25 protein-coding genes and 1 tRNA gene are annotated in these 26,137 nt (G+C 64.4%); 17 read left to right on the top strand and 9 right to left on the bottom strand.

Annotated elements, in window-relative coordinates:
- Window positions 1-324: 324 nt before the first annotated feature.
- The 9 genes from EPK82_RS17000 (at window position 325) to EPK82_RS16960 (ending at window position 9,280) form a co-directional block, all read left to right on the top strand.
- Complete coding sequence (locus tag EPK82_RS17000) at window positions 325-1,791, top strand: sensor domain-containing diguanylate cyclase (RefSeq protein ID WP_134677426.1); 1,467 nt, start codon at window positions 325-327, stop codon at window positions 1,789-1,791.
- A complete protein-coding gene (locus EPK82_RS16995) occupies window positions 1,791-1,997 on the top strand; it encodes a cysteine-rich CWC family protein (RefSeq protein WP_134677424.1) in 207 nt (68 codons plus the stop codon). The genes EPK82_RS17000 and EPK82_RS16995 overlap by 1 nt, the downstream gene beginning before the upstream one ends.
- A 3-nt stretch (window positions 1,998-2,000) precedes the next feature.
- The gene (locus EPK82_RS16990) at window positions 2,001-2,693 is read left to right on the top strand and encodes a pseudouridine synthase (protein ID WP_134677422.1); all 693 of its coding nucleotides are present in this window, start codon (window positions 2,001-2,003) and stop codon (window positions 2,691-2,693) included.
- Window positions 2,694-3,086: 393 nt separating this feature from the next.
- Complete coding sequence (locus tag EPK82_RS16985) at window positions 3,087-3,974, top strand: alpha/beta fold hydrolase (RefSeq protein ID WP_134677420.1); 888 nt, start codon at window positions 3,087-3,089, stop codon at window positions 3,972-3,974.
- Between the two features lie 85 nt (window positions 3,975-4,059).
- Window positions 4,060-4,133, top strand: a tRNA-Gly gene (locus EPK82_RS16980).
- A gap of 964 nt (window positions 4,134-5,097) precedes the next feature.
- Entirely contained in the window at window positions 5,098-5,325 is a 228-nt protein-coding gene (locus EPK82_RS16975; protein ID WP_134677418.1) for a hypothetical protein, read from the top strand.
- Window positions 5,326-5,468: 143 nt separating this feature from the next.
- Complete coding sequence (locus EPK82_RS16970; RefSeq protein ID WP_037055395.1) at window positions 5,469-6,602, top strand: mechanosensitive ion channel family protein; 1,134 nt, start codon at window positions 5,469-5,471, stop codon at window positions 6,600-6,602.
- 409 nt (window positions 6,603-7,011) lie between these two features.
- Window positions 7,012-8,469, top strand: a complete 1,458-nt coding sequence (locus tag EPK82_RS16965; RefSeq protein WP_047587697.1) for a sodium:solute symporter family protein — start codon at window positions 7,012-7,014, stop codon at window positions 8,467-8,469.
- Window positions 8,470-8,581: 112 nt separating this feature from the next.
- Window positions 8,582-9,280, top strand: a complete 699-nt coding sequence (locus tag EPK82_RS16960) for an endonuclease (protein ID WP_134677416.1) — start codon at window positions 8,582-8,584, stop codon at window positions 9,278-9,280.
- Window positions 9,281-9,408: 128 nt separating this feature from the next.
- Here EPK82_RS16960 and EPK82_RS16955 read toward each other — a convergent pair whose 3' ends face one another.
- Window positions 9,409-9,606 (bottom strand): hypothetical protein, encoded by a 198-nt coding sequence (locus EPK82_RS16955; protein WP_134677414.1) that lies wholly within the window; start codon window positions 9,604-9,606, stop codon window positions 9,409-9,411.
- A 76-nt stretch (window positions 9,607-9,682) separates the two neighbouring features.
- On the opposite strand from EPK82_RS16955, the gene EPK82_RS16950 reads away from it, so the two are divergent.
- Window positions 9,683-11,203: a sigma-54-dependent transcriptional regulator gene (locus tag EPK82_RS16950; protein WP_037055373.1), complete on the top strand. Its 1,521-nt coding sequence runs from the start codon at window positions 9,683-9,685 to the stop codon at window positions 11,201-11,203.
- Window positions 11,204-11,356: 153 nt separating this feature from the next.
- Here the strand turns inward: EPK82_RS16950 and sodC are convergent, their stop codons facing one another.
- Complete coding sequence (sodC, locus tag EPK82_RS16945) at window positions 11,357-11,896, bottom strand: superoxide dismutase family protein (RefSeq protein WP_134677412.1); 540 nt, start codon at window positions 11,894-11,896, stop codon at window positions 11,357-11,359.
- A gap of 343 nt (window positions 11,897-12,239) precedes the next feature.
- On the opposite strand from sodC, the gene gcvH reads away from it, so the two are divergent.
- The 4 genes from gcvH to gcvT all read left to right on the top strand — a co-directional run bounded on the left by gcvH (window position 12,240) and on the right by gcvT (window position 18,126).
- Entirely contained in the window at window positions 12,240-12,623 is a 384-nt protein-coding gene (gene gcvH, locus EPK82_RS16940) for a glycine cleavage system protein GcvH (RefSeq protein ID WP_134677410.1), read from the top strand.
- Window positions 12,624-12,632: 9 nt separating this feature from the next.
- A complete protein-coding gene (gene gcvP, locus EPK82_RS16935; protein WP_134677408.1) occupies window positions 12,633-15,485 on the top strand; it encodes an aminomethyl-transferring glycine dehydrogenase in 2,853 nt (950 codons plus the stop codon).
- A gap of 193 nt (window positions 15,486-15,678) precedes the next feature.
- On the top strand, window positions 15,679-16,932 hold the full coding sequence (glyA, locus tag EPK82_RS16930; protein WP_134677406.1) for a serine hydroxymethyltransferase: 1,254 nt from the start codon (window positions 15,679-15,681) through the stop codon (window positions 16,930-16,932).
- Window positions 16,933-17,001: 69 nt separating this feature from the next.
- Entirely contained in the window at window positions 17,002-18,126 is a 1,125-nt protein-coding gene (gene gcvT, locus EPK82_RS16925) for a glycine cleavage system aminomethyltransferase GcvT (protein ID WP_037056998.1), read from the top strand.
- Window positions 18,127-18,216: 90 nt separating this feature from the next.
- On the opposite strand, the gene EPK82_RS16920 is transcribed toward gcvT, so the two are convergent.
- Complete coding sequence (locus EPK82_RS16920) at window positions 18,217-18,831, bottom strand: NADPH-dependent FMN reductase (RefSeq protein WP_230622741.1); 615 nt, start codon at window positions 18,829-18,831, stop codon at window positions 18,217-18,219.
- A gap of 42 nt (window positions 18,832-18,873) precedes the next feature.
- On the opposite strand from EPK82_RS16920, the gene soxR reads away from it, so the two are divergent.
- The gene (gene soxR, locus EPK82_RS16915; protein WP_037056995.1) at window positions 18,874-19,332 is read left to right on the top strand and encodes a redox-sensitive transcriptional activator SoxR; all 459 of its coding nucleotides are present in this window, start codon (window positions 18,874-18,876) and stop codon (window positions 19,330-19,332) included.
- Window positions 19,333-19,350: 18 nt separating this feature from the next.
- On the opposite strand, the gene EPK82_RS16910 is transcribed toward soxR, so the two are convergent.
- Window positions 19,351-19,704: a 5-carboxymethyl-2-hydroxymuconate Delta-isomerase gene (locus tag EPK82_RS16910; protein WP_037056989.1), complete on the bottom strand. Its 354-nt coding sequence runs from the start codon at window positions 19,702-19,704 to the stop codon at window positions 19,351-19,353.
- 480 nt (window positions 19,705-20,184) lie between these two features.
- Here EPK82_RS16910 and EPK82_RS16905 point away from each other — a divergent pair, with 480 nt between their 5' ends.
- Window positions 20,185-21,444 (top strand): OprD family porin, encoded by a 1,260-nt coding sequence (locus EPK82_RS16905; RefSeq protein WP_037056988.1) that lies wholly within the window; start codon window positions 20,185-20,187, stop codon window positions 21,442-21,444.
- A 132-nt stretch (window positions 21,445-21,576) separates the two neighbouring features.
- Here the strand turns inward: EPK82_RS16905 and EPK82_RS16900 are convergent, their stop codons facing one another.
- Window positions 21,577-22,704, bottom strand: a complete 1,128-nt coding sequence (locus EPK82_RS16900; RefSeq protein ID WP_134677404.1) for a M14 family metallopeptidase — start codon at window positions 22,702-22,704, stop codon at window positions 21,577-21,579.
- A gap of 144 nt (window positions 22,705-22,848) precedes the next feature.
- Between EPK82_RS16900 and EPK82_RS16895 the strand changes: the two genes are divergently transcribed.
- Window positions 22,849-23,385 carry a tetratricopeptide repeat protein gene (locus EPK82_RS16895; protein WP_134677402.1) on the top strand — a complete coding sequence of 179 codons (537 nt, stop codon included), beginning with the start codon at window positions 22,849-22,851 and terminating at the stop codon, window positions 23,383-23,385.
- Window positions 23,386-23,465: 80 nt separating this feature from the next.
- On the opposite strand, the gene EPK82_RS16890 is transcribed toward EPK82_RS16895, so the two are convergent.
- The 4 genes from EPK82_RS16890 to EPK82_RS16875 form a co-directional block, all read right to left on the bottom strand.
- Complete coding sequence (locus EPK82_RS16890; RefSeq protein WP_047587667.1) at window positions 23,466-23,888, bottom strand: YybH family protein; 423 nt, start codon at window positions 23,886-23,888, stop codon at window positions 23,466-23,468.
- A gap of 16 nt (window positions 23,889-23,904) precedes the next feature.
- Window positions 23,905-24,693: a DUF899 domain-containing protein gene (locus EPK82_RS16885; RefSeq protein ID WP_134677400.1), complete on the bottom strand. Its 789-nt coding sequence runs from the start codon at window positions 24,691-24,693 to the stop codon at window positions 23,905-23,907.
- A gap of 31 nt (window positions 24,694-24,724) precedes the next feature.
- A complete protein-coding gene (locus EPK82_RS16880) occupies window positions 24,725-25,087 on the bottom strand; it encodes a YciI family protein (protein ID WP_037056978.1) in 363 nt (120 codons plus the stop codon).
- A 109-nt stretch (window positions 25,088-25,196) separates the two neighbouring features.
- Window positions 25,197-25,913: a UTRA domain-containing protein gene (locus EPK82_RS16875; RefSeq protein ID WP_037056975.1), complete on the bottom strand. Its 717-nt coding sequence runs from the start codon at window positions 25,911-25,913 to the stop codon at window positions 25,197-25,199.
- Window positions 25,914-26,137 lie beyond the last annotated feature (224 nt).

The following is a 26,137-nucleotide window of genomic DNA, read 5'->3' as shown; positions in this document are numbered from 1 at the left end:
CACGAATACCCATGAAAGGAGCTCCAGCCACAACCTCCCCCCTCCCGTAGGAGCGGCTTCAGCCGCGATTCCTCTCCTAGCCCGCAACACGAGCCACCGTGGGAGGGGCTTCAGCCGCGACCGCCTCCTGGCAATCAACACCATCATCTCCACCGCCATCGCATCCACTCTCGCAGTCCCCGCCCCGAACGCGATCCAGAAGCGAAATGCCCGCAACTTCCAGGTTTCACCCACACCACACAACGCTCATCGCCACCGATCACAACTGGCGCTCCCCCCGCCCGGCAAGCTAGCATCACGCCATCAGATAGCCCCGGATTACCCATGTCACTGCCTCCCACACGGCACACGCAAGCCTCGTTGGTGTTGTTGCTCCTGTTCCTGCTCGGCAGCGGCTTTCTCACCACTTCGCTGCTGAGCTACTACGCCTCGCGCGACTCGATTCGCGACAGCATCATCAACACCGAGCTACCGCTGACCTCCGACACCGTCTACTCGGAGATCCAGAAGGACCTGGTGCGCCCCATCCTCATCTCCTCGATGATGGCCCGCGACACCTTCCTGCGTGACTGGGTACTGGCCGGCGAGCAGGACACCGCGCAGATGACGCGCTACCTGCGCGAAGTCCAGGAACACTATGGCGCCTTCACCAGCTTCTTCGTCTCCGACAGGAGCAGCACCTACTACCAGTCCAAGGGCGTGCTCAAACGGGTCAAACCGGATGAACCACGCGACGTCTGGTACTACCGCGTGCGCATGCAGCCGGAGCCCTACGAGATCAATGTCGACGTCGACATGGCCAACGCCGACCGCCTGACCATCTTCATCAACTACAAGGTGGTCGACTACGACGGCAACTTCATCGGGGCCACCGGCGTCGGCCTGGCCGTCGATGCGGTGGTCAAACTGATCGACGACTACCAGCAACGCTACGAGCGCAGCGTCTACTTCGTCGACACCACCGGACGCATCACCCTTACCGGTGCGCAGGGCGGGCCGCAGGGGGCGAAGGTCGGTGATTCGCTGGCCGACATCCCCGGCCTGAGCGACATGCTGGAGAAGCTGCCCAGTCCGCAGAGCGGCCGCTTCGAGTACCAGGAGCATGGCCGCGAGCACTTCCTCAACGTGCGCTACATTCCCGAGCTGGAGTGGTACCTGTTCGTCGACAAGCACGACAAGGCCCTGGCCGGTATCCGCCAGGGGCTCTACATCAACCTGCTGCTGTGCCTGCTGGTCACCGCCATCGTGCTGACACTGGTAAGCCTGGCGATCCGCCGTTACCAGCAGCGTATCGCCGCCCTGGCCACCACCGATGTGCTCACCGAGCTGCCCAACCGCCGCGGCTTCGACATCCTCGCCGAGCAGGCCCTGCAGGAAGCCAAGCGCGAGCAGAGCCCGCTCTGCGCGGTGCTGCTCGACCTCGACAACTTCAAGCTGATCAACGACGAGCATGGCCACCTCGCTGGCGACGAAGTCCTGCAGCGTTTCGCCCGGCAACTGCGTGACAAGCTGCGCCAGTCCGACATCCTCTGCCGCTGGGGTGGCGAGGAGTTCATCCTGCTGCTGAAGAACACCGACCGCCAGGCCGCCCATGACCTGGCCGAAAAGCTGCGCCAGCAATGCGCGGAACAGCGCTACGCCATCGCCGGCCAGACACTGCAGGTCACCGCCAGCCTCGGTCTCAGCCAATGGCAACCGGGCGAGAGCCTGCATAGCCTGCTCGGTCGCACCGACCGCGCGCTGTACCGCGCCAAGCAATCCGGGCGCGACCGCGTCTGCGTCGAACAGTGATGGATACCCAGCGCTGCCCGCTGTGCGGCAAGGCCAATGATTGCAGCATCGCCGCGGGGCGCAGCGACGAACCCTGCTGGTGCTTCGGGGCGCAGATCGATCCCGCCGCACTCGAACGCCTGACGCCCGAGCAGCGCGACACGGCCTGCCTGTGCCCGGCCTGCGCCGGCGCAGTGGACGCCGCGCAGCGCACTGAGCGGGACTGAGCCATGCGCCTGGACCGTTTCCTCAGCAACTTCCCGCGCTTCAGCCGCCAGGACAGCCGCCTGCTGGTCAGCGCCGGACGAGTGCGGGTGGATGGCGCAGTGGTGCGCGACCCGCGTAGCGAAGTCCGTGACTTCCAGCGCGTGGAGCTGGACGACGAACTGCTGCAGGCCGGCCGCAGCGCGCGCTACTGGATGCTGCACAAACCGGTCGGCGTGGTCAGCGCGACCGAGCACGACGAACACCGTACCGTGCTCGATCTGCTCGACGAGCCGGACAAGCACGACCTGCACCTGGCCGGCCGCCTCGACCTGGGCACCAGCGGCCTGCTGCTGATCACCAACGATGGCCGCTGGTCACGCCGCATCACCCAGCCGCAGCAGCGCAAGCCGAAGGTCTACCACGTCACCACCGAACAGCCGATCACCGACGAATACGCCAAGGTCTTCGCTCGCGGGCTGTACTTCGCCTTCGAAGACCTCACCACCCTGCCCGCCCAGCTCGAACTGCTGGACAGCCACCGCGCCCGCCTGACCCTGTTCGAGGGGCGCTACCATCAGGTCAAGCGCATGTTCGGTCACTTTCGCAATCGCGTCGTCGCATTGCACCGCGAAAGCATGGGCGAGATCGTCCTCGATCCGCAGCTCGCACCCGGCCAGTACCGCGCCCTCACCGCCACGGAAATCGCCAGCGTCTGATCGCAACGCAGCCGCGAAACCTGACTACCCGACCAACGGTGCCCACAACGGGCGATAAAGATGTGACTCGCCCTTGCATCGCTGCAAGGCAACTGCTTGAATCGCACCATAAGTCTCTAGATGACCAACCGGTCACGACGAGACAAGCCGTGTTTTTTTCAGTTATTGGCGCGCTGCGCCGACTGGATTCCTGCCTGGTAACACCGCTCTCTCCCAGCCTCGAAAAGGCTTGGAGCGCTCGCCTGTTTCGATCCTAACTGATTGAAATTCCTAGACTTATAAAAATCTCCCGCCTGACATCAAGCTGTCACGCTCAGGCGCTTTTCTGACTGCTCAATCAAATGCGAACGGCCGCCCGCTCGCCTTGACCCATTTGCGCCAGGAGGAAACGACATGAGGCCAGAAACCGCAGTCGTCGAGATCAACAGGAAGCACAAGGTTCATACGGAGTTCTACGGCAATCCGGCAGCAAGCAAGACCGTCATTCTGGTCAATGGCTCTCTGGCGACCACGGCCTCGTTCACGCAAACCGTCAAATACCTGCAGCGCCAGTTCAACGTGGTGGCCTTCGACCTGCCCTACGCCGGGCAGTCGAAGCCGTACAACAGCGACTTCACGCCGATCAGCAAGGAGGATGAAGCAGATATCCTGCTCAGGCTGATCGACCACTACCGCGCCCAGTATCTGATGTCCTTCTCCTGGGGCGGCGTCGCCTCCATGCTCGCCCTGGCCCAGCGCCCTGCCACGCTGGAGAAGGCCGCCATCTGCTCCTTCTCACCGATCCTCAACGTGCCGATGCTCGACTACCTGCAGAAGGGCCTGCGCTTTCTCAATGCCGTGGACCGCGACAACATCGCCCTGCTGGTCAACAGCACCATCGGCAAGCACCTGCCGTCGCTGTTCAAGCGCTTCAACCACAAGCACGTCAGCACCCTGGACGAACACGAGTACCGGCAGATGTACGCACACATCAAGCAGGTGCTGAACATGGAGGCGCACTGCAGCATGGAGTGCCTGCAGGCCATCGACATCCCGCTGCTGTTCGTCAACGGCGACCGCGACGAATACACCTCGGTGGAAGATGCCTGCCTGTTCGCCCAGCACATCGACAACGCCCAGTTCGCGGTGATCGACGATGCCGGGCACTTCCTCGACATGGAGCACAAGGCTGCCTGGCTGCAGTGCCAACGCGTACTGCTGGACTTCTTCAACGCCCCCAGCAAACGCCTGCAACTGCCGGCCAAAGGCGACCTGCGCGACCTCCAGGCCGTCGCGGTATGACGGCCCGCAAGCGCGGAGCGGCTGCATCTGTCGCAACGCTTCGCGCTTCATTTCTGTGCCGAGTTCCGGTATAAAGGCACCCGCTGCGGGTGTCGTATAATGGTAATACCCTAGCTTCCCAAGCTAGAGCCGTGGGTTCGATTCCCATCACCCGCTCCAGACAGTCAAGAAAAGCCCCGTCATCACTGACGGGGCTTTTTCGTTTTTTGTGTTTGGCCAGCCTGAGCTCAAGCACTCAGGCTAGAAAAGATGCCGGCATTAAGGTCAGCCAGAGGACAAATCGCCTTCTTTTTTCCCGGATGCCCCTCGACGCACTGACGAAAACCTACCTTCATCCCCCTGCGGCCAGCAGGAAGTAGCTAGACGCCGATGTGCCCTAACACACGCCCCAGTGGCGTCGACCTGGATGAATTGCTAGGCCGCCCCGGGCCTGTGTACGGCCAAGCGTTAACCTACTTTGGGAGAAGGCACTTTGCAGTAATGAATGCTACGGCGCCTGAAAGAGGTACCAGCAAGAGCGTGACCCCAACCCCACCGAAACGGCAGGCGAGCGCCGGCAGAGTGAAGGCATCGCTACAGGCAATACGTGAGATGAAATCCAGATGGTTCGTGACCCACCACAACGTCAGAAACGAGACCAGCAACCCAATGGCCACTGAGACGGCTGTTCTCATCAAAAGCTTGGAGTCGTTCATGTGGTCTGACGTCCGAGATGCAAGGGAAAAGGGATAAAACTGTTTATAGGCAGCTCAGCAGACAACAAAACTAATCGAAGCCTGCCCTAACGCGACATAGCGATCACCCAGCAAGCAGCTAGATGCTGGTATGCCCGAGCACATCAAGCCAAAAGCGGGTGAAGTATTCGAATGGCAACGCCTGCTCAAGGGGCAGGCTTCAGCCCATCCCAGCAAGCGACGCTAGCCACGGCAGCCAGACATGTCTAGCCACCCCGTGTCAAAAATGGCGAAGGGCAAGGAAGATTCCGCACTGATCGCGCAAGGCGTGTGAAGCCTCACGTACAGGTGACGACCAGGGGCCTGGAGGATATTCGACGTTGCCAGTCGTCACTGCTGTTTCGATATGATGGCGGCTGTTACCGCATGCCGAGAAATGGAATTCCCTCATGAACGATCGCCAGTTCCTCACCAGACGCAGCATCCACCTGTGCCGTCTGATCCTGCTGACCCTGGCCATCTACAGCGGATGCGAGGTGCTCATCGAGCTCTGGCACAATGAGTACTCTGCGGCGCGGAGCAATCTCGCAGCGATGATCATGCTGCTGTTTTTCTGGTCGCTTGAACCACTGACCAATAGCCTGCAGAAATCCACTTCATCACCGGAGCAGCGATAGATTCGCGGAGTACGTCCGAGGCGTTCCTGCCATCTGCCATGTCGCCAGGGCTGCTGAGAAGCGACTGCCCTCCCCATTCATGGGAACTTCTGCCCCCCAGGGCCTACAGAAAACTATGTGTCTTTTTCTGGAGGCCCCTGGCGATGGAGCAATGGAATATCTGGCTGGACCAAGAGTTCTGGCTCAACGTGGCGATCGTCGTGGTTGCCACCGCGCTGATCTACAGCGTGTTGCGTACCCTGGTCAGCACGCTGCACAAACGACTCAAGGCCTGGTCGAAGGGGCAGGACGGCAGTTGGCCGAACTTCCTGGCGGCGGTGATCGGCCGCACCAGCCGCTCGTTGCTGCTGGCCTTTTCCTTGCTGCTGGCGTTGCGCCTGCCGGAGCTGCCCGACGGCTGGCAGAGCGCGCTGAGTCATACCTGGTTCGTCGCCCTGGCCCTGCAGGTGGCGCTGTGGGTCGATAGCGGCGTGCGCCTGTGGTCGCGCAGTCTGCTGATGAGCAAGAACGGCGGCCACTACAACCCGGTGATGACCACCATCATCAGCATCATGGTCCTGATCGTGGTGTGGTCGGTGATGCTGCTGTCGATCCTGGCCAACCTGGGGGTGGATATCACGGCGCTGGTGGCCAGCCTGGGCGTCGGCGGTATCGCCGTGGCACTGGCGGTGCAGACGGTCCTCAGCGATGTGTTCGCCTCGCTGTCGATCGGCGTCGACAAGCCGTTCGAGATCGGCGATTTCGTGGTCTTCGGCGAGGTGGCCGGGACCATCGAGCACATCGGCCTGAAGACCACGCGCATCCGCTCCCTCAGCGGTGAGCAGGTGGTCTGTGCCAACGCCGATCTGCTGCGCCAGGTGGTGCACAACTACAAGCGCATGGACACACGCCGCATCGTCTTCAAGTTCGGTATCAACTACGACACGCCGAGCGACAAGGTCCGCCAGGTGGCCGAGGCGGTCGGCGATATCGTCCGGGCCACGCCCAAGGCCAGGTTCGACCGCGCGCATTTCCTCGGTTTCGACGAAAGCCAGCTGACCTTCGAAGTGGTCTACATCGTCCTGACCTCGGACTACAACCAGTACATGGACATCCAGCAGGAGATCAACCTGCAACTGCTCGATGCCTTGCGCGACCTGGACGTGCGCTTCGCCCTGCCCCGTCGCGACCTGCGCCTGGTGGGCGAACGCACACCAGTGATCAAGGTCGCCGGCATGCCGCAGCAGGTCGACAACGGTGAGCCCCGCGACGATCAGCGGCTGCCCCGGTTCAGCTAGGCAGTGCGGACAACGGCCCAACTGATGACACGGGGTGGGCGCGCCAGTCAAGGGGGGCCGCCACGCCTGCCCGAGCCTTCGGTGACGGCGACTGGGCGGCTTCGTAAAATATCAACAACGCCTGCCCGGCAGCACCGATGTGTGCCCCTGATTGCCTGTATTGCCCGCTCTTGGGGCTCATCGTTTGTCGATTTTCTGCCCAGCAGGCTTTTATCTGTTTGACATATTTTACGTTTTTGGCAGACTGCCCGCCCATTGCGGCAAGTGGCCGCGAACCCGCAGCGGCATCTGCCGTGGCGGTTTCGCTCGCCAGCCGTGACACGCCATGAAAACAACAATTCTGTCGGTCCAGGCGGCCTAGCGGGCACTGCCCACGCCGGACGACGGGCGAGCCACTGGTATCCACCCCATGCTGATCTGGTTTGTTGCGATCTACCTGCTGTTCACCGTCGGTGTCGGCTTCTATGCATCCACCCGTGTCAAGAACGCCAAGGACTTTGCCGCCGGCGGCAGGAGCATGTCCTTTCCCCTGGTCGCGGCCATGGTGTTCGCCACCTGGTTCGGCTCCGAAGCCCTGCTGGGCATTCCCGCCACCTTCATCGAAGACGGTTTCGCCGGCATCGTCGAGGACCCGTTCGGCTCCTTCGGTTGCCTGATGCTGGTCGGCCTGATCTTCGCCCGCCCGCTATACCGCATGAACCTGCTGACCATCGGCGACTTCTTTCGCAAGCGCTACGGCCCGCACGTGGAGATCTTCACCAGCCTGGTGATCATCGGCTCGTACCTGGGCTGGGTGGCAGCGCAGCTGACCGCCCTGGGCGTGGTGTTCAACGTGCTTTCCGACGGGTCCATCAGCACCACGCAGGGGATGCTGATCGGCACCGGCATCGTGCTGCTCTACACCCTGTTCGGCGGCATGTGGTCGGTGGCACTGACCGACTTCATGCAGATGATCATCATCGTCCTGGGGCTGGTCTACCTGACCTGGCTGATCGGCGACATGGCGGGTGGCGCCGATGTGGTGATCAGCCACGCAGCGGCCGAAGGCAAGTTCACCTTCATGCATGCCTTCGAGCCACGGGATATCGTTGCCTTCATCGCGGCAGCGGTGACGCTCATGCTCGGCTCGATCCCGCAGCAGGACGTGTACGCCCGCGTCATGTCGGCCAAGACCGAGAACATCGCCGCCCGCGCCTCCATGGCCGGCGCGGTGTTCTACCTGTCGTTCTGCATGCTGCCGATCTTCCTCACCTACGCCGCTTCGCTGATCGACCCGGCGATGGTGCAGCGCTGGCTGGCCGAGGATGCGCAGATGATCCTGCCGCACCTGATCATGGAGCGCACGCCGCTGTTCGCTCAGGTGATGTTCTTCGGTGCCCTGCTGTCGGCAATCATGTCCACCGCCTCGGGCACCTTGCTGGCACCGTCGGTGACCTTCACCGAGAACATCCTGAAGAACTTCGTGCCAGCGATGAGCGACCGCCAGTTCCTGCTGGCCATGCGTATCAGCGTGGTGGCCATGACCATCGCCACTTCGGTGTTCGCCCTGAACTCCACGGCGAGCATCTACGAGATGGTCGGCAATGCCTACAAGGTGACCCTGGTGGCCGCGGTGGTGCCACTGTTCGCCGGTCTGTTCTGGAAGCGTGCGACGACCCAGGGCGCGTTGTTTGCCATCGGCCTGGGCCTGGCGAGCTGGATCATCCTGGAACTGACCTACCAGGAAACCGACTTCTGGCCGCCGCAACTGGCGGGGCTGCTGCTCAGCCTGCTGGGGATGGTGGTGGGTTCGCTGATACCGCAGTTCAGCCGTGATCGCGGCGAGAGCGTGCAAGGCATCACAGCGGCAGCCTCGAGCAACGCCTGAAGAACGCAGGGCCTCTCACTGTATGGAGGGGCCCTTTGCCACTACATAAGCTATTGAAAAACATCGCTTTTAATCTTCACACGAGACATGTCGGCGGCTAATCTGCCGCCCCATGATTCGACGCCTACTCCCCCTGCTCTGCTGTTTCGCCAGCCTCTCCCTCCACGCCGCACCTGCCACCTTTGCCGAGGCCAAGCGCCTGGCCTGGCCGCTGTACGCCAAGCAGTCGACCGAGTTCTATTGCGGCTGCAAATACAGTGGCAATCGCGTGGACCTGCATTCCTGCGGCTACACGCCGCGCAAGAACGCCAATCGCGCTCGGCGTATCGAGTGGGAACACATCGTCCCGGCCTGGGTAATCGGCCATCAGCGCCAATGCTGGCAGAAAGGTGGGCGCAAGAACTGCGCCGCCAACGATACCCAGTTCCGCAAGGCCGAGGCCGACCTGCACAACCTGGTGCCGAGCATCGGCGAGGTGAACGGCGACCGCAGCAACTACAGTTTCGCCTGGCTGCCGCAGAAACCGCACCAGTATGGCCGCTGCCAGACGGTGGTGGACTTCAAGGCGCGCAAGGTGATGCCACGCCCGGCGATTCGCGGAATGATCGCGCGCACCTACTTCTACATGGCCGACCGCTACAAGCTGCGCCTGTCGAAGCAGGATCGACAGCTCTACCAGGCGTGGAACAAGGCCTACCCGGTAGAACCCTGGGAGCGCCAGCGCAATCAGCGGGTGGCCTGTGTCATGGGTTGGGGCAATTCCCATGTGAGCCAAGTGGACATGAGCCGCTGCGCGCGCAAGCGTACCTAGGTCCTGAAATAAGCGCGCCTCCTGGAGGTCGCGGCTGAAGCACTCCCACGCATCTACGCCTCGGTAGCCCAGGTGCCCCCCAGGAACACCGCCTGGCGTCGCTTCCCGGATTACATCCGGGCCAGGTTCTACTCCGCCAAGCGCTGCAACTCGCGCCGCACCATGCTGGCGAACTCCGGGGGACTGAGCTGGTACAGCTCCTGCGCTACCCAGGACAGCCAGTGCCCCTGCAGTTCGGCCTTGCGCGCCAGCAGGCGCCGAGCCTCGGCTTCGGCGCGGGCCTGATGCTCACGGTGGTAATCAGCGCGGCCTGGTTTTTCTGTCATCACTCTGTTGTCCTTTTCCTCTGCACGGGTGGAGCAGGCATAATCGCCGCCTGTTCGCCCATTTCGACCCTCATCAATGCGCATCCACGTCAGCTTCATCGACCGCGTCGGCATCACCCAGGAAGTCCTGGCGCTGCTTGGCGGGCGCAATCTGAACCTCGATGCGGTGGAAATGGTACCGCCGAACGTCTATATCGACGCGCCGACGTTGAGCGCCGAGGTGCTGCAGGAACTGCAGGGCGCCCTGTTGCAGGTGCATGGCGTGCGCAGCGTGGAAGTAGTGGACATCCTTCCGGGACAGCGCCGCCGCCTGCAGCTGGACGCCCTGCTCGCCGCCATGCCCGACCCGGTGCTGGCAGTGGACGATCGCGCCACCGTGCTGCTGGCCAACCCGGCGCTGGTCGACCTGTGCGGTCGCGCCCCCGAGGGGCAGAGCATCGCCGCGTTGTTCAGTGACGAGGCGCTGCAGCAATCGCTGCTCGGCGCCGGCTTCCACCAGCCGCTGCGCGAGGTGCACTTCGCCGGCCAGCCCCTGCTGCTCGATGCCCAACCGATCACCGAGGACGGCCGCCTCACCGGTGGCCTGCTCACCCTCTATGCTCCCAGCCGCATGGGTGAACGTCTGGCAGCCCTGCATCACGACCACGCGGAAGGGTTCGATTCGCTGCTCGGTGAGTCGGCGCCGATCCGTGCGCTCAAGGCCCGCGCTCTGCGTGTCGCTTCGCTCGACGCGCCACTGCTGATCCACGGCGAAACCGGCACCGGCAAGGAGCTGGTGGCGCGCGCCTGCCACACCGTCAGCGTGCGTCGCAGTGCGCCCTTCCTGGCACTGAACTGCGCCGCCCTGCCGGAGAACCTGGCCGAGAGCGAGCTGTTCGGCTATGCCCCCGGCGCCTTCACGGGCGCCCAGCGCGGCGGCAAACCGGGGCTGCTGGAGCTGGCCAACCAGGGCACGGTGTTTCTCGATGAGATCGGCGAAATGTCGCCCTACCTGCAAGCCAAGCTGCTGCGCTTCCTCAGTGACGGCAGTTTCCGCCGCGTCGGTGGCGATCGCGAAGTGAAAGTGGACGTGCGCATCCTCAGCGCCACCCACCGCGACCTGGAGCAGATGGTCACCGAGGGCAGCTTCCGCGAAGACCTGTTCTACCGCCTCAACGTGCTCAACCTGGAAGTGCCGCCACTGCGCGAGCGGGGCCAGGACATCCTGCTGCTGGCCCAGCACTTCATGGCCCAGGCCTGCGCGCAGATCCAGCGCCTGCCCTGCCGCCTGGCGCCGGCTACCTTCGCCGCGCTGCTGGCCGGGCGCTGGCCGGGCAACGTGCGCCAGTTGCAGAACGTGATCTTCCGCGCGGCGGCCATCTGCGACAGCAACTGGGTGGAGATGGACGACCTGGATATCGCCGGCACCGAAGTGGCGCCCAGGGTCGACGGGGAAGTCGGCAGCCTGGAACAGGCGATGGACGACTACGAACGCGCGCTGCTGGAGAAACTCTACGCCAGCCATCCCTCCAGCCGGCAACTGGCCGCACGCCTGGGCACCTCGCACACCGCCATCGCCAAGCGCCTGCGCAAGTACGGCATACCCGGCAAGCACTGAGCCCACGCCCGGCAAGCGCAGCGCCTCGCTGGGCGAATCAGCCGCCTGCCTTGAACACTGCCTTCTACTGGATCATGCGGCGCACGGCGGGCGCGCCGCCTGGCCGCGCACCGACTGGCGCCGCTGACCCAGCCTGAAACCGCCCGAGTGCGGTCAGCTGGCCGGTGCCTTGATCACCCCGCAGGCAACGCGTGCACCGCCACCGCCCAGCGGCTGCGGGTGGTCCGCGTGGTTGTCGGAGCCGGCGTGGATCATCAGCGCATGATCGCGCAATGCCTCCAGATGCTCGAGTCGCGGTGCCAGCACCGGCTGGCTGGCACTGCCATCCGCCCCGACGTACAGAGCAGGCAGGTCGCCGAGGTGAGCGTCATCTTCCCAGGGGAAGCCATGGCGCCCTGCCTCGTTCGGGTCCCAGTGACCGCCTGCGGCTCCGGCCGGTGTCAGCTTGCCGTCCGCCTCCACCGCGTCGCAGCTGGCCTTGGCATGCACATGGAAACCATGGATGCCCGGCTCCAGGCCCTTGAGGTTCGGGGTGAAGACCAGGCCGTGAGCGGACTCGCTGATGGTCACGGTGCCCACCGCCGCACCCGGTCCCTTCTCGGTCGCCTGTTGCAGGGTCACGGTGATGGTCTCGCTGGCCTGTACGGAGGCGGCACCGAGCAGTGCGAAGGCCAGGGGAATCAGAGGTTTCATGAGGGTTCGAGCTCCTTGTCGATTAACGGTCTGCATAGGGACCTGCCGAGGGGATCAGCGGTTCCGGACAAGCAACGTATCGAAATCATTCCACCGTAACGAATTCGCAACGAACAGGTAGAAGCCGCAGTGCGCCTGGCGCGACGCAAACTTTTCCATTTACGACGCGACAATCCGTATCGATAACGTTCCATAACAGCCTGGACCATTTTGCGCAAAGCACCAGAAAACAATTTAAGCCTTTGATTTTATTGATATTTTTAATACTGGCACTGGCATTGCTAACACTCCACCACCTGCCCGCCACCTAGAAGCGGACACCTTTACCCTTTGAGGAGTTGACATGAGCGAGTTGCGTTTCACCGCCGATCACGAATGGCTGCGTCTGGACAACGATGGTCTGGTAACCGTCGGCATCACCCATTACGCCCAGGATGCGCTCGGCGATGTGGTCTATGTGCAACTGCCGGAAGCCAAGTCCTACGCCCAGGGCGAGGAAGTGGCGGTACTGGAGTCGGTCAAGGCTGCCAGCAACATCGTCATGCCGCTGGACGGCGAGATCGTCGAACTCAACGGCGACCTGGAAGGCAGCCCCGAGCTGGTCAACGAATCGCCCCTGGACAAGGCCTGGTTCTTCCGTATGCGCATGGCCGACAACGCCGTTCTCGCCGACCTCCTCGACCAGGCCGGCTATGATCGTCTGTTGAATGCCAACGCCGACGCCTGAGTGACCGCCATGACCAAGCTCGATACCCAGAACGAATTCATCGCCCGCCACATCGGCCCGCGCGATGCCGATACGGCTGCCATGCTGCAGCTGCTCGGCTATGACTCGGTCGACGCGCTGACCGACAGCGTGATCCCCGAGAGCATCAAGGGCACCAGCATCCTCGGCGAACAGCCGGGCCTGTCGGAAGCCGACGCCCTGGCCAAGATCAAGGCCATCGCCGCACGCAACCAGCAGTTCAAGAACTTCATCGGCCAGGGCTACTACGGCACCCATACGCCGAGCCCGATCCTGCGCAACCTGCTGGAAAACCCGGCCTGGTACACCGCCTACACCCCGTACCAGCCGGAGATTTCCCAGGGCCGCCTGGAAGCGCTGCTGAACTTCCAGACCCTGATCAGCGACCTCACCGGCATGCAGATCGCCAACGCGTCCCTGCTGGATGAGGCCACCGCAGCCGCCGAGGCCATGACCTTCTGCAAGCGTCTGTCGAAGAACAAGGCCAGCAACACCTTCTTCGCCTCCCAGCACTGCCACCCGCAGACCCTCGACGTGCTGCGCACCCGTGCCGAGCCGCTGGGTATCGAAGTGGAAGTCGGCGACGAAGCCGCCATCAGCGACGCCAGCGCCTACTTCGGCGCGCTGCTGCAGTACCCGGCCAGCAACGGTGACATCTTCGACTACCGCGCCCTGGTCGAGCGCTTCCACGCCGCCGGCGCCCTGGTGGCCGTGGCCGCCGACCTGCTGGCCCTGACCCTGCTCACCCCGCCGGGCGAGTTCGGTGCCGACGTCGCCCTGGGCAGCGCCCAGCGCTTCGGTGTCCCGCTGGGCTTCGGTGGCCCGCACGCCGCCTACTTCGCCACCCGCGATGCATTCAAGCGCGACATGCCGGGCCGCCTGGTCGGCATGTCGGTCGATCGCTTCGGCAAGCCGGCCCTGCGCCTGGCCATGCAGACCCGCGAGCAGCACATCCGCCGCGAGAAGGCCACCAGCAACATCTGTACTGCCCAGGTGCTGCTGGCCAACATCGCCAGCATGTACGCCGTGTACCACGGCCCGAAAGGCCTGACCGAGATCGCCCAGCGCGTTCACAGCTTCACCGCCATCCTCGCCCTGGGCCTGACCAAGCTGGGCCACAGTGTCGAGCAGCAGCACTTCTTCGACACCCTGAGCATCAAGACCGGCGCCAAGACCGCCGAGCTGCATGCCAAGGCCCGTGCTGCCGGCATCAACCTGCGCGAGATCGACGCCGAGCGTCTCGGTCTGTCGCTGGACGAAACCACCGACCAGGCCGCCGTCGAGGCGCTGCTGGCGCTGTTCGCCGGTGAGCAGGCCGCCCCGGCCGTCAGCGACCTGGCCGCACAGATCGCCAGCCGCCTGCCGGAAGGCCTGCTGCGCCAGTCGGCGATCCTTGCCCACGAGGTGTTCAACCGCTACCACAGCGAAACCGAGCTGATGCGCTACCTGCGCAAGCTGGCCGACAAGGACCTGGCGCTGGACCGCAGCATGATCCCGCTGGGCTCCTGCACCATGAAGCTCAACGCCGCCAGCGAGATGATCCCGGTGACCTGGCCGGAGTTCGGCAACCTGCACCCCTTCGCTCCGGTCGAGCAGGCAGCCGGTTACAGCCAGCTGACCAGCGAACTGGAAGCCATGCTCTGCGCTGCCACCGGCTACGATGCCGTGTCGCTGCAACCCAACGCGGGTTCCCAGGGTGAGTACGCCGGCCTGCTGGCCATCCGCGCCTATCACCTGAGCCGTGGCGACGATCAGCGCGACATCTGCCTGATCCCGCAATCGGCCCACGGCACCAACCCGGCAACCGCCTCCATGGCCGGCATGCGCGTGGTGGTGACGGCCTGTGACGCACGCGGCAACGTCGACATCGCCGACCTCAAGGCCAAGGCCGAGGAGCACAAGGATCGTCTCGCCGCGATCATGATCACCTACCCGTCCACCCACGGTGTGTTCGAGGAAGGCATCCGCGAGATCTGCCAGATCATTCATGACAACGGCGGCCAAGTGTACATCGACGGCGCCAACATGAACGCCATGGTCGGCCTCTGCGCCCCGGGCCAGTTCGGCGGCGACGTCTCGCACCTGAACCTGCACAAGACCTTCTGCATCCCGCACGGCGGCGGCGGCCCGGGCGTCGGCCCGATCGGCGTCAGGTCGCACCTCGCCCCCTTCCTGCCCGGCCACGCCAACATGGCGCGCAAGGAAGGTGCGGTCAGCGCCGCGCCGTTCGGCAGCGCCAGCATCCTGCCGATCACCTGGATGTACATCACCATGATGGGCGGCAATGGCCTCAAGCGTGCCTCGCAGATGGCGATCCTCAACGCCAACTACATCGCCCGTCGCCTGGAAGAGCACTACCCGGTGCTGTACTCCGGTGAAGGCGGCCTGGTGGCGCACGAGTGCATCCTCGACATCCGTCCGCTCAAGGACACCAGCGGCATCACCGTCGACGACGTGGCCAAGCGCCTGATCGACTTCGGCTTCCATGCCCCGACCATGTCCTTCCCGGTAGCCGGCACCCTGATGATCGAGCCGACCGAGAGCGAGTCCAAGGAAGAGCTGGATCGCTTCTGTGACGCCATGATCGCCATCCGCGAGGAAATCCGCGCGGTCGAACAAGGCCGTCTGGACAAGGACGACAACCCGCTGAAGAACGCCCCGCACACGGCTCTGGAGCTGGTCGGCGACTGGCACCACGCCTACAGCCGCGAGCAGGCCGTGTACCCGCTGGCGAGCCTGATCGAGGCCAAGTACTGGCCGCCGGTCGGCCGCGTGGACAACGTCTACGGCGACCGCAATCTGGTCTGCGCCTGCCCGTCCATCGAGGCGTACCAGGACGCGTAATGAACCTCCCCTCTCCCGCTTGCGGGAGAGGGGCCGGGGAAGAGGGTAAAGCGGTTGTCTACGCTGCCCCCTCTCCCTGCCCCTCTCTCAAGGGGAGAGGGGACGGTTCAATGCCAGCCTCCCCTATTTTTCGGCTCCCCTCACCGGGGCGGGCCGGATGCATCCCGAGAAAAACGATAAAGAGGGCCTCACCATGTTCAGCAAGCACGACCAACTGCAGGGTTATGACGATGCCCTGCTCGCGGCGATCCAGGCCGAAGAACAGCGCCAGGAAGACCACATCGAGCTGATCGCCTCGGAGAACTACTGCAGCCAGCGCGTCATGCAGGCGCAAGGCAGCGGCCTGACCAACAAGTACGCCGAGGGCTATCCGGGCAAGCGCTACTACGGTGGCTGCGAGCATGTGGACAAGGTCGAGGCGCTGGCCATCGAGCGCGCCAGGCAGCTGTTCGGTGCCGACTACGCCAACGTCCAGCCGCATTCCGGTTCCTCGGCCAACAGCGCCGTCTACCTGGCGCTGCTCAATGCCGGTGACACCATCCTCGGCATGAGCCTGGCCCACGGCGGCCACCTGACCCACGGCGCCAAGGTGTCGTCCTCGGGCAAGCTGTACAACGCGGTGCAGTACGGCATCGACGAGAACGGCCTGATCGACTACGACGAGGTCGAGCGCCTGGCGCTGGAGCACAAGCCGAAGATGATCGTCGCCGGCTTCTCGGCTTATTCGCGCGTGCTGGACTTCGCCCGTTTCCGCGCCATCGCCGACCAGGTCGGTGCGCTGCTGTTCGTCGACATGGCTCACGTCGCCGGCCTGGTCGCCGCCGGTCTGTACCCGAACCCGGTGCCCTTCGCCGACGTGGTCACCACCACCACGCACAAGACCCTGCGCGGCCCGCGTGGCGGCCTGATCCTGGCCAAGGCCAACGAGGAGATCGAGAAGAAGCTCAACTCCGCCGTGTTCCCCGGCGCCCAGGGTGGCCCGCTGATGCACGTCATCGCGGCCAAGGCAGTGTGCTTCAAGGAAGCGCTGGAGCCTGGCTTCAAGGCCTACCAGCAGCAGGTGATCGACAACGCCCGCGCCATGGCGGCGGTGTTCGTCGAGCGTGGCTATGACGTGGTTTCCGGCGGTACCGACAACCACCTGATGCTGATCAGCCTGGTCAAGCAGGGCCTGACCGGCAAGGCGGCCGACGCGGCGCTGGGCGCTGCCCACATCACCGTGAACAAGAACGCCGTGCCGAACGACCCGCAGTCGCCGTTCGTCACTTCCGGCATCCGTATCGGCACCCCGGCGGTGACCACCCGTGGCTTCAAGGAAGGCGAATGCCGCACCCTGGCCGGCTGGATCTGCGACATCCTCGATGACCTGGAAAACCCGGCCGTGATCGAGCGCGTCCGTGGCCAGGTGGCCGAGCTGTGCGCCACCTTCCCGGTCTACGCTGACTGATAACCGACGAACAACGGGCCGCGCTGCGGCCCCTACCGGTGCGCTCGGCGCACCCAACAGGAACTCGACATGACCACTGAAACTCTCGCCAAGACTCCGCTGCACGCCCTGCATATCGAACTCGGCGCGCGCATGGTGCCCTTCGCCGGCTACGACATGCCCGTGCAATATCCGCTGGGCGTGATGAAGGAACACCTGCACACCCGTGATGCCGCCGGCCTGTTCGACGTGTCGCACATGGGGCAGATCCTGCTGCGTGGCGAGAACGCCGCGCGCGCCCTGGAAACCCTGGTCCCGGTCGACATCATCGACCTGCCGGCCGGCATGCAGCGCTACGCCATGTTCACCGATGCCAACGGCGGCATCCTCGACGACCTGATGGTCGCCAACCTGGGTGACGACACCCTGTACGTGGTGGTCAACGCGGCCTGCAAGGATCAGGACCTGGCCCACCTGCAGCAACACATCGGCGACCAGTGCCAGATCGAGTGCCTGTTCGAGGAGCGCGCCCTGCTCGCCCTGCAAGGCCCGAAAGCGGTCGACGTGCTGGCCCGCCTGGCACCGGAAGTGAGCAAGATGACCTTCATGCAGGTCGCCCGCGTACGCCTGCTGGGCAGCGACTGCATCGTCAGTCGCAGCGGCTACACCGGCGAAGACGGCTTCGAGATCTCCGTTGCCGTCGAACAGGCCGAAGCCCTGGCGCGCAGCCTGCTGGCCGAAGTGGAAGTCGAGGCCATCGGCCTGGGCGCACGCGACTCGCTGCGTCTGGAAGCCGGCCTGTGCCTGTACGGCCACGACATGAGCAGCGCGACCACGCCGATCGAAGCCAGCCTGCTGTGGGCCATGTCCAAGGTCCGCCGCGAAGGTGGCGAGCGCGCCGGCAACTTCCCGGGCGCCGAACGCGTGTTCGCCCAGCAACAGCAAGGCGTGGCGCGCAAGCGCGTGGGCCTGCTGCCGCAGGAGCGCGTGCCGGTGCGTGAAGGCGCGGAAATCGTCGATGCGGACGGCAAGGTGATTGGCCAGGTCTGCAGCGGCGGCTTCGGCCCGACCCTCGGCGCACCGGTGGCCATGGGCTACGTAGACGCCAGCCATGTCGCCATCGACAGCGACGTCTGGGCCGTGGTGCGCGGCAAGCGCGTGGCCATGAAAGTCGCCAAGACCCCGTTCGTGGCGCAGCGCTACTACCGCGGCTGATTCGCGTCCTGCGCCCTCTTCCGTATCCGGCAGAGGGCCAGTCGCAGAAAGGGAGAGCCCGCCAGGTGCATGTGGCGGGTTTCACCCGCCCTACCCCCTGATCCGCTCATAGGGCACCCGTTCGCGCCCCGCGCGCAGCGTTTGCGCCCACCAGTTCAGCTGCACCAGGGTGTGTGCCAGCGCCGAATTGGCATGCCGGGGTTCGCGCAGCGCGCCGCGCTCATCGAACTGTTCCCAGGCATTGGTGAAGCTCACCGAGCCGCGTACCGTCATCGCGTGCAACTCCGCCAACACCTGGCGCAACTGCTCCACGGCACGCAGCCCTCCGGACACCCCGCCGTAGCTGACGAAGCCCACCGGCCGCGCATCCCAGGACGCCGGCACTTCATCGATGAACTGCTTGAGCGCCGACGGATAGCCGTGGTTGTACTCCGGCGTGACGATGAGAAAGGCATCTGCCCGCAACAACTGCTGCAGCGACTGATGACGCTGCTGTGCGGTGGCCGGCGCCTCATCGGGCTGGCGGAACATCACGGCCGGATCGACCAGACTCAGCTCGAACTCGCTGCGTTGTTCGATCTGCTCGCGCGCCCAGGCCACCACCTGGTCGCAGAAGCGCTCCTCACGCACACTGCCGTAGATCAGTACCAGACGAATGCGGTCCTGCATGGGAATACCCTCGGTGTTGTCTATCCAGGCCAGCAAGGGTAAAACCTCAACTTAACATGAGGTCAACAGGATTCTTTCATGACAGCGCCACGCTGCATCCACGAACGCCCGCTCAGCGTCGGCGAGGTCGCCGAACGCAGCGGCGTGACGGTATCTGCCCTGCACTTCTACGAGTCCAAGGGACTGATCCAGAGCCAGCGCAACGCCGGCAACCAGCGGCGTTACCGACGCGATGTGCTGCGCCGCGTGGCGATCATCAAGGTGGCGCAACGCCTTGGTGTGCCACTGGCCGACATCGGCACGGCACTGGACAGCCTGCCCAGCGACCACCTGCCCACGGCCGCCGACTGGCAGCGGCTGTCGGCGCAATGGCGCAACGACCTCGACGCGCGCATCAGGCAGCTGACACGACTGCGCGACCAGCTCACCGGCTGTATCGGCTGCGGTTGCCTGTCGATGCAGGACTGCCCGCTGCGCAATCCCCAGGACACCCTGGGCCAGCAAGGCACGGGCGCACGCCTGCTGGAAGTCGACTGACGGCCTCGCTCGAGTGCACTAGTCGTCCTGGCAGTTGCGCCGGTTGCTGAACAGCTCGCGCTGCATCTCGCGCATGTCCAGGGAAATCGCCGGAACCTGGGGCAAGCGCTGCACCAGCGCACGCACGATGCGGCGCGACAGGGCCCGCTTGTCCTCATCGCTGCGCCCGGACAGCAGGTAGAAGATCAGGTGCACGAAAGGCCCCGGCTCGCCCCCGACGCAATGATGCTCGTGGAGGCTCAGGCGCACCTTGATCTCGTCCGGACGGAACAGGCCACTGGCGGCCGCCTGCTCATGCACCAGTTGCAACAGCGCCTCTGGCGCAATCAGCTCAGCCACCTCGCGGGCCGCTTCGATCAGGCAGTGGGGCATGGGCAAGCGCTCGACATATGGGAAGTCGTCATACGTTATCACACAACGACATCGATACCAGCAGGTTGCCCGAGCCCCCTGGAAAGGCCCGCCCGTACCTGGATAGCGCAGACAAACCGCAAGATAAGGGGAGAAAGCCCCTCAGACTTTCGTCTAGCCATGCGTTGACAAGCGACAAAAAGGCTGTCGATAATCCGATCAGTTGTATGACGACATATGACAAACAATAACAACAAGAATCAGGGCCAGGACATGACCACTCTCGCCTCTTCCCCAGCACAGCAGCGCCTCACCTGCTCGGCAGCCATCGCCACCACACGCCACAGAAGCGGATTCGCCGGAGGCTGACCCCAGCCACCGGCAATGACCGGTCGCTTCAGGCCGGCCTGCCCTGCGGGGCACTTCAACCACCAACCCGACATGCAGGCTGCCACCAGCCAGCAGGGGACGGTTCGTTCAAAAACTGGGAGCACAACAACAATGACTGCACGCAACACCCTTCCCCTGGCGCTGCTCGGCAGCACCGCACTGGCGCTGATCCTGCCTGCCACGACGCATGCCGCCGGTTTCATCGAGGACGCCAAGGTCTCGCTGAACCTGCGCAACTACTACTTCAACCGCAACTACCTGAACGGCACCGATCCGCGGATCCAGGGCGAACGCCAGGGCCAGGCCGAAGGCTGGACCCAGAGCTTCATCCTCGATGCCCGCTCCGGCTATACCGAAGGCACCGTCGGCTTCGGCCTCGATGTGCTCGGCCTGTACAGCTTCAAGCTCGATGGCAACCGTGGCGCCGCCAACACCAACCTGATGCCCATCCATGACGATGGCGAAGCCGCTGACCAGTTCGGCCGCACCGCCGTGGCCGCCAAGGCCAAGATCTCCAAGACCGAGCTGAAGGTCGGCGAATGGTTCGCCGTACTGCCGATCCTGCGCGCGGACGACGGTCGCTCGCTGCCGCAGACCTTCCAGGGTGCCCAGCTGACCTCCAGCGAGATCGACGGTCTGACCCTGTACGGCGGCCAGTTCTGGAAGAACAGCCAGCGTCATGACGCCAGCCGCGAAGACATGTCCTTCGGCGGGGTGAAAGGCGACGACTTCAACTTCGGCGGCGGTGAGTTCCGCTTCAATGACAACCGCACCATGGTCGGCGCCTGGCATGCGCGCCTGGAAGACGTCTACCAGCAGAGCTTCCTGCAGCTGACCCACAGCCAGCCGGTGGGTGACTGGGTGCTGGGCGCCAACCTCGGCTACTTCAACGGCAAGGACGAAGGCGCATCGAAGGCCGGCGACCTGGACAACAAGGTCTACCAGGGCGCGCTGTCGGCGAAGAAAGGCAACAACACTTTCCAGGTCACCTACCAGCGTCTGAGCGGTGACACCAAGTTCCTGCGCATCGACGGCGCCAGCGGTGGCTCGCTGGTCAACGATGGCTACCTGTCGGCCTTCGACAACCCGCAGGAGCGCTCCTGGCAGCTGCGTCACGACTACAACTTCGCCGGCCTCGGCATTCCCGGCCTGACCCTGATGAACCGTTACACCAGTGGTTCCAACATCCACACCGGCGGCCGTACCGACGCCGAGGAATGGAGCCGCGAGACCGAGCTGGCCTACACCATCCAGGAAGGCACGCTGAAGAACCTGAACGTGCGCTGGCGTAACTCCAACGTCCGCCGCGACGTTGGCCAGGACCTGCACGAGAACCGCCTGATCATCAACTACCCGCTGTCGATCCTGTAATTTCCGACGCCTCACTGCGTCCTATCGACTCCTGTGTGTTTACGGCACTTTGCGCCCGTCCTCGTGACGGGCTTTTTTTCATTCATTTCAGGCGCTGCAGCGGCGCCGCCCGTGCCGTTCGCCGGCTCTCCTTCAGCGCAAGCGTTCGACCATCTGCGCCAGCACCGTCAACACATCCCGCCCCAGCCTCTTCGAACGGGCGCCGTTCCAGCCGGTACGCGCCTGCGGGCTGTCATCGTGATCCTTGAACGGCATCTCGATGGTGAACGACAGGCAGTCGAACGCCTCGCCCACGGCGTTGCAGGCCAGGGTCAGGTTGGCCTGGCCGGGCTGGCTGCGCGGGTAGCCGAAACGGGTCTGGAATTCGGCGCCGATGCCGACCAGACGGCTGCGGAAATCCTCCTCCAGGGCGGCCAGGCGCGGCGTGTAACTCGGGTTGCCCTCGCAGCCGGCCGTGAACACGTGGGGAATTTCCTCGTCGCCATGGATATCCAGGAACAGGTCGACGCCAATGCGCTGCATGTGCTGCAGCACGAACAACACCTCCGGGCTGTGCTCGGAGCTGGCCGACTGCCAGGCGCGGTTGAGGTCCTGCCCGGCGTAGTTGGTGCGCAGATGCCCCCGGTAGGCGCCATCCGGATTCATGTTCGGCACCAGGTACAGCTCGGCCTCGGCCAGCAGCGCGGCGATCTCGGCGTCATCGGGGTCCTGCAGGCGCTCGATCAGCCCCTCCATGAACCACTCGGCCATGTGCTCGCCGGGATGCTGCTGGGCAATGATCCACAGCTTGCGCGGCGCTGCTGCCTGACCGCCGATACGCAGCAACTGGATATCGCGCCCCTCCAGGCTGCGACCGCAGGCCACCAGCTCGGCACCACGCTCCAGCGCCGCACCGACCAGGCGCTCATGGCGTGCCCGCGGATAGGGTTCGAAGTAGGCGAACCAGGCCTGCTCGCCCTCGGCCTGCAACTCGAAGTGCAGCTGCCCGTCGGCGAAGCGCGTGGGTACGCGAAACCAGTGCTGCTGATCGTAGCTGGCCACGGCCTGGTAGCCGTCCCAGGCCTGGTTGTAGGCCGACTGCCCGGCGTTGGTCAGGCAGAAGCCATGACGCTGGCCGACCTGCAGGCCGTCGACCTGAAAGTGGAACCACTGAAAATGATGGCTGTTGAGATCTGGCCGCATGGCCAGCAATACTCGCTGCGGGTCACTGGAATCGATGACCTGGATATTGCCACTGTCGAAATCCGCACTGATCTTCATGACTGCCTCACCGACGAAACCGGCCATCAGGATTGCAGCTAGTCGCTCAGGTGTGAAGTCGTCAGTGCATGAACGGTGCGAAGCGAACTATGGTGAACGGCTCGGGCCTAACGCCATCACACATCAAACAAGGAGTCCGCCGCCATGCCCATCTTGCCCCCCTTTCGTCGCGCCGCCGTCGCCCTGCTCGCCCTGGCGCTGCTGGCCGGCTGTGCAGGGCGCAGCCCGGACTCCGGCACCGCCCCAAAGGACTCGCAGACCGGCCAGCCCGCCGCCCAGACGCAGCAGGAGCAGCTGCGCCAGCAGGCCGAGCGTGGCGACCTGGACAGCCAGTTCCAGCTCGGCAGCAGCTATTTCGTCGGCCAGCCGGAAAAGAACCTCAAGCAGGCCGAGTACTGGTGGAAGCGGGCTGCCGACAAGGGCCATGCGATGGCGGCGGTGAGCCTCGCCTATCTCTACACCGGGCGCGACGCGCCGGAGTTCGCCAACCAGCGCGACATGCTCAAGTACCTCAACCAGTCGGCGGCGGCCGGCAACCCCATGGCCCAGCACGTGCTCGGCAACCTCTATCGGCGTGGCGAAGGCGGTGTACCGCGTGATCCCGACCAGGCCCTGCGCCTGTACCAGAGCGCCTGCGCGCAGGACTACCAGGCCTCCTGCGCGGCGCTGGGCCGGCAGTGAGGCGTCACCGCGCAACCATCTGCTCTACGCTTCGCCAGCGGGTGTCGCCACGGTGACCGCGCCTGAGCCCGCATGCGGGCTCAGGGCTGCAGATCGAACAGCGCCTTGCCGCTCTCCATGTCGCAGGGTGCGGAGAAGTGCTCGTGGAAGATCAGCCAGCGGCCAGCCTCGCGCCGCAGGCACTGGGTCACGCGCATCCAGCAGGTTTCCAGCTCCCCCTTGTCATTGCTGCCACCGCAGTGCAGCAAGTAATGGCTGACCGCGAGATCAGCGCTGACGTTGAAGCTCGGCTCATGCGGATCGAAGCGCCCCTCGCCGCTGCACATTTCCATGCAGGCCTGCCAATGCGCCTGATACGCCGGGCGCCCCTGGAAGCGCAACGGGCCCACGGCGTCATAGGCGACCACATCCTCCACGTAGTGACTCATGATGCGCGCCACATCCTTGCTGCGGCAGGCTTCGGTCCAGCTATTCAGTGCGTCTTGCAGTTCGGACTGACTCATGACGTTGCTCCTTCGCTCAGGTTCTGGCCTTGTGGGCGCAGCAGTCGTGCGCAGGCGCACGCTGCTCGTATTCGTCGTGCAAACGGGTCCAGTCGAGGCCCTTGCCATCCAGATCCGGCATGCCGTCCCAACCCTCGCCGCGACCAAAAGGCGTGAGGTCGAGGAAATGGAAGCTGCCCATCAGCATCTCCACGCCCCGGCCATAACAGGAATAGGTGTGATAGATCTGCCCGCCGTCGCGCAGGAACACGCTCAGCCCGTGCTGCTCGCCCTGGACGTGGTAGCCCTGCCCCAGGCGCAGCAACTCCTCCTTGTCGCGGTAGTTGTACTGCACCGGCGCGACCTGCTCGTCGGTGGTGGCGTGGTAGTCGTAGTTGAAGCGGCTGCCATGGGAGCTGTACCAGGGCAGCGACCAGCCCATGCGTTGCCTGAAGGCTTCGAGATCGGCCAGCGGCGCGCGCGAGACCAGCACCAGGTTGGTGTCGCGCTGATGCAGGTGGGACTGATGGCCGATGTTGTCCACCAGGCTGGAACACCCGGCGCAGCCCTTGCCACGGTCCATGTGATACATGAAGTGGTAGACGATCAACTGGCTGTGGCCGTCGAACAACGCCTCCAGCCCGACCTCGCCTTGCGGCCCCTGGAAACGGTAGTTCTCCTCCACCCGCACCATGGGCAGGGCGCGACGGGCACGGTTGAGCGCATCACGCTGGCGGGTCAGTGCCTTTTCCTGCTCCAGCAATGCCTTGCGGGCGGCCAGCCATTGCTCACGCGTGGCGACCTCGGGGACAGGGTGACGATCCATGACGGTTCTCCTGTGGCTGAACGACAGCGACTCAGTGCTGCGCGGCGGGGTCGATATCCAGGTCACGTACCGGTCGCACCTCGACGCAACCGACACGGGCAGCGGGAATGTGGCCGGCGAGCTGAAGCGCCTCGTTGAGATCGCGCGCCTCGATCAGATAGAAGCCGGCCAACTGCTCCTTGGTTTCCGCGAACGGCCCATCGGTGATCGTCAGCCGGCCAGCGCGCATACGCACCGTGGTGGCGGTCTGCACCGGCTGCAGCGCCTCCGCCGCGAGCATGCGCCCGCTGCCCTGCACCTGCTGGGCGTAGGCGTGGCACTCACTGTCATGGGGGCTGTCGGGGGAGCTGTGCAGCTCCTGCTCATTGGCATAGACGAGGCAGAGGTATTTCATGTCGCGCTCCAGTTCCTTGGCGGTGGGTACTGGATAGTCGAACGCGACGACGCCGTTTCGACAATGGCCGAAAAAACAGCGTCTAAGCCGACGAACGGTCAGGCGCGAACTACTGCGGCACCTCGACGCTGACGTGGATCGCGTCGTGGCGCCAGAACTCCAGGTCGCAGTCGATGATGCGCCCATGCTGGTCGCGATTGACCCGGGTGACCCGCAGTGCCGGGCTGCCTGGCGCCACCCGCAGGCTGGCCGCTGCCTCGGCGTGCAACGCGGTGGGCACCATGTCGAAGCGCACCCGACCGTAATGAATGCCGTACTCGCTGGCATACAGGTCGGTCAGCGAGCGCGTCAGGTCGAACTCGAGAATGCCGGGGAAGTAGGCCGGGTTCAGGTAATGCTCGACGTACAGCACCAGGCGCCCGTCGATGCGCCGCGCCCGGCACACCTGGTAGACGCTGGACAGCGCCGGCAGCTCCAGCAGCTGGCAGACCTGCGCACTGGCCGGCATCAGCCTCGCGCTGAGCACCTCGGTGGCGGGCACCCGCCCCTGTTCGGCGACCATCGCATGGAAGTGGGTGCGGACCAGCGGGTTGTAAGACACCCGCTGCGGAGAAACGAACCAGCCACGGCGTTCCTCGCGGTACACCAGCCCCTGAGCCTCCAGTTGCCCCAGGGCCTCACGCAGGGTGATGCGGGTGGTGTCGAACAGTTCGCTGAGCTTGCGCTCGGCCGGCAACTTGCTGCCGGACGGCAACAGGCCCCGGTCGATCTGCTCCTGCAATGCGCGGCAGATGATGGTGACCGCTCGCGGCGCTTCATCGCGCATCAATTTCTCCCCTTTTGGACTAGTCCAGCCCCAACACGGGGCACACGTCATTCGCTCGAATGGGTGACAAGACTAGGCAGTCTAGATGACTGATAGATGACAGCTATGCTGCAAGCATGCCGCATGCCACTACGACCTTCGTGCACAACCCGTTAAATCAGTTACTTATCCATGGTCTACGCTTGCTGAGCGCGCCATCCGTACAGGCCTAGACATCTGCAGCT

This window comes from Ectopseudomonas khazarica, from assembly GCF_004521985.1.
Lineage (GTDB): Bacteria > Pseudomonadota > Gammaproteobacteria > Pseudomonadales > Pseudomonadaceae > Aquipseudomonas > Aquipseudomonas khazarica.
Note: the sequence above shows the minus strand (reverse complement) of the source record. Positions and strands in the feature narration are given on the sequence as shown.

What these genes read in the sequence shown, in the direction of transcription:
- EPK82_RS16965 (WP_047587697.1), top strand. Translation starts at nt 7,012, where the DNA reads ATGCTGATCTGGTTTGTTGCGATCTACCTGCTGTTCACCGTCGGTGTC.
- sodC (WP_134677412.1), bottom strand. Translation starts at nt 11,896, where the DNA reads ATGAAACCTCTGATTCCCCTGGCCTTCGCACTGCTCGGTGCCGCCTCC.
- gcvH (WP_134677410.1), top strand. Translation starts at nt 12,240, where the DNA reads ATGAGCGAGTTGCGTTTCACCGCCGATCACGAATGGCTGCGTCTGGAC.
- EPK82_RS16955 (WP_134677414.1), bottom strand. Translation starts at nt 9,606, where the DNA reads ATGACAGAAAAACCAGGCCGCGCTGATTACCACCGTGAGCATCAGGCC.
- EPK82_RS16995 (WP_134677424.1), top strand. Translation starts at nt 1,791, where the DNA reads ATGGATACCCAGCGCTGCCCGCTGTGCGGCAAGGCCAATGATTGCAGC.
- EPK82_RS16895 (WP_134677402.1), top strand. Translation starts at nt 22,849, where the DNA reads ATGCCCATCTTGCCCCCCTTTCGTCGCGCCGCCGTCGCCCTGCTCGCC.
- EPK82_RS16975 (WP_134677418.1), top strand. Translation starts at nt 5,098, where the DNA reads ATGAACGATCGCCAGTTCCTCACCAGACGCAGCATCCACCTGTGCCGT.
- EPK82_RS17000 (WP_134677426.1), top strand. Translation starts at nt 325, where the DNA reads ATGTCACTGCCTCCCACACGGCACACGCAAGCCTCGTTGGTGTTGTTG.
- soxR (WP_037056995.1), top strand. Translation starts at nt 18,874, where the DNA reads ATGACAGCGCCACGCTGCATCCACGAACGCCCGCTCAGCGTCGGCGAG.
- gcvP (WP_134677408.1), top strand. Translation starts at nt 12,633, where the DNA reads ATGACCAAGCTCGATACCCAGAACGAATTCATCGCCCGCCACATCGGC.
- EPK82_RS16990 (WP_134677422.1), top strand. Translation starts at nt 2,001, where the DNA reads ATGCGCCTGGACCGTTTCCTCAGCAACTTCCCGCGCTTCAGCCGCCAG.
- EPK82_RS16875 (WP_037056975.1), bottom strand. Translation starts at nt 25,913, where the DNA reads ATGCGCGATGAAGCGCCGCGAGCGGTCACCATCATCTGCCGCGCATTG.
- EPK82_RS16985 (WP_134677420.1), top strand. Translation starts at nt 3,087, where the DNA reads ATGAGGCCAGAAACCGCAGTCGTCGAGATCAACAGGAAGCACAAGGTT.
- EPK82_RS16910 (WP_037056989.1), bottom strand. Translation starts at nt 19,704, where the DNA reads ATGCCCCACTGCCTGATCGAAGCGGCCCGCGAGGTGGCTGAGCTGATT.
- EPK82_RS16885 (WP_134677400.1), bottom strand. Translation starts at nt 24,693, where the DNA reads ATGGATCGTCACCCTGTCCCCGAGGTCGCCACGCGTGAGCAATGGCTG.
- EPK82_RS16960 (WP_134677416.1), top strand. Translation starts at nt 8,582, where the DNA reads ATGATTCGACGCCTACTCCCCCTGCTCTGCTGTTTCGCCAGCCTCTCC.
- EPK82_RS16890 (WP_047587667.1), bottom strand. Translation starts at nt 23,888, where the DNA reads ATGAGTCAGTCCGAACTGCAAGACGCACTGAATAGCTGGACCGAAGCC.
- EPK82_RS16905 (WP_037056988.1), top strand. Translation starts at nt 20,185, where the DNA reads ATGACTGCACGCAACACCCTTCCCCTGGCGCTGCTCGGCAGCACCGCA.
- gcvT (WP_037056998.1), top strand. Translation starts at nt 17,002, where the DNA reads ATGACCACTGAAACTCTCGCCAAGACTCCGCTGCACGCCCTGCATATC.
- EPK82_RS16900 (WP_134677404.1), bottom strand. Translation starts at nt 22,704, where the DNA reads ATGAAGATCAGTGCGGATTTCGACAGTGGCAATATCCAGGTCATCGAT.
- EPK82_RS16950 (WP_037055373.1), top strand. Translation starts at nt 9,683, where the DNA reads ATGCGCATCCACGTCAGCTTCATCGACCGCGTCGGCATCACCCAGGAA.
- glyA (WP_134677406.1), top strand. Translation starts at nt 15,679, where the DNA reads ATGTTCAGCAAGCACGACCAACTGCAGGGTTATGACGATGCCCTGCTC.
- EPK82_RS16970 (WP_037055395.1), top strand. Translation starts at nt 5,469, where the DNA reads ATGGAGCAATGGAATATCTGGCTGGACCAAGAGTTCTGGCTCAACGTG.
- EPK82_RS16880 (WP_037056978.1), bottom strand. Translation starts at nt 25,087, where the DNA reads ATGAAATACCTCTGCCTCGTCTATGCCAATGAGCAGGAGCTGCACAGC.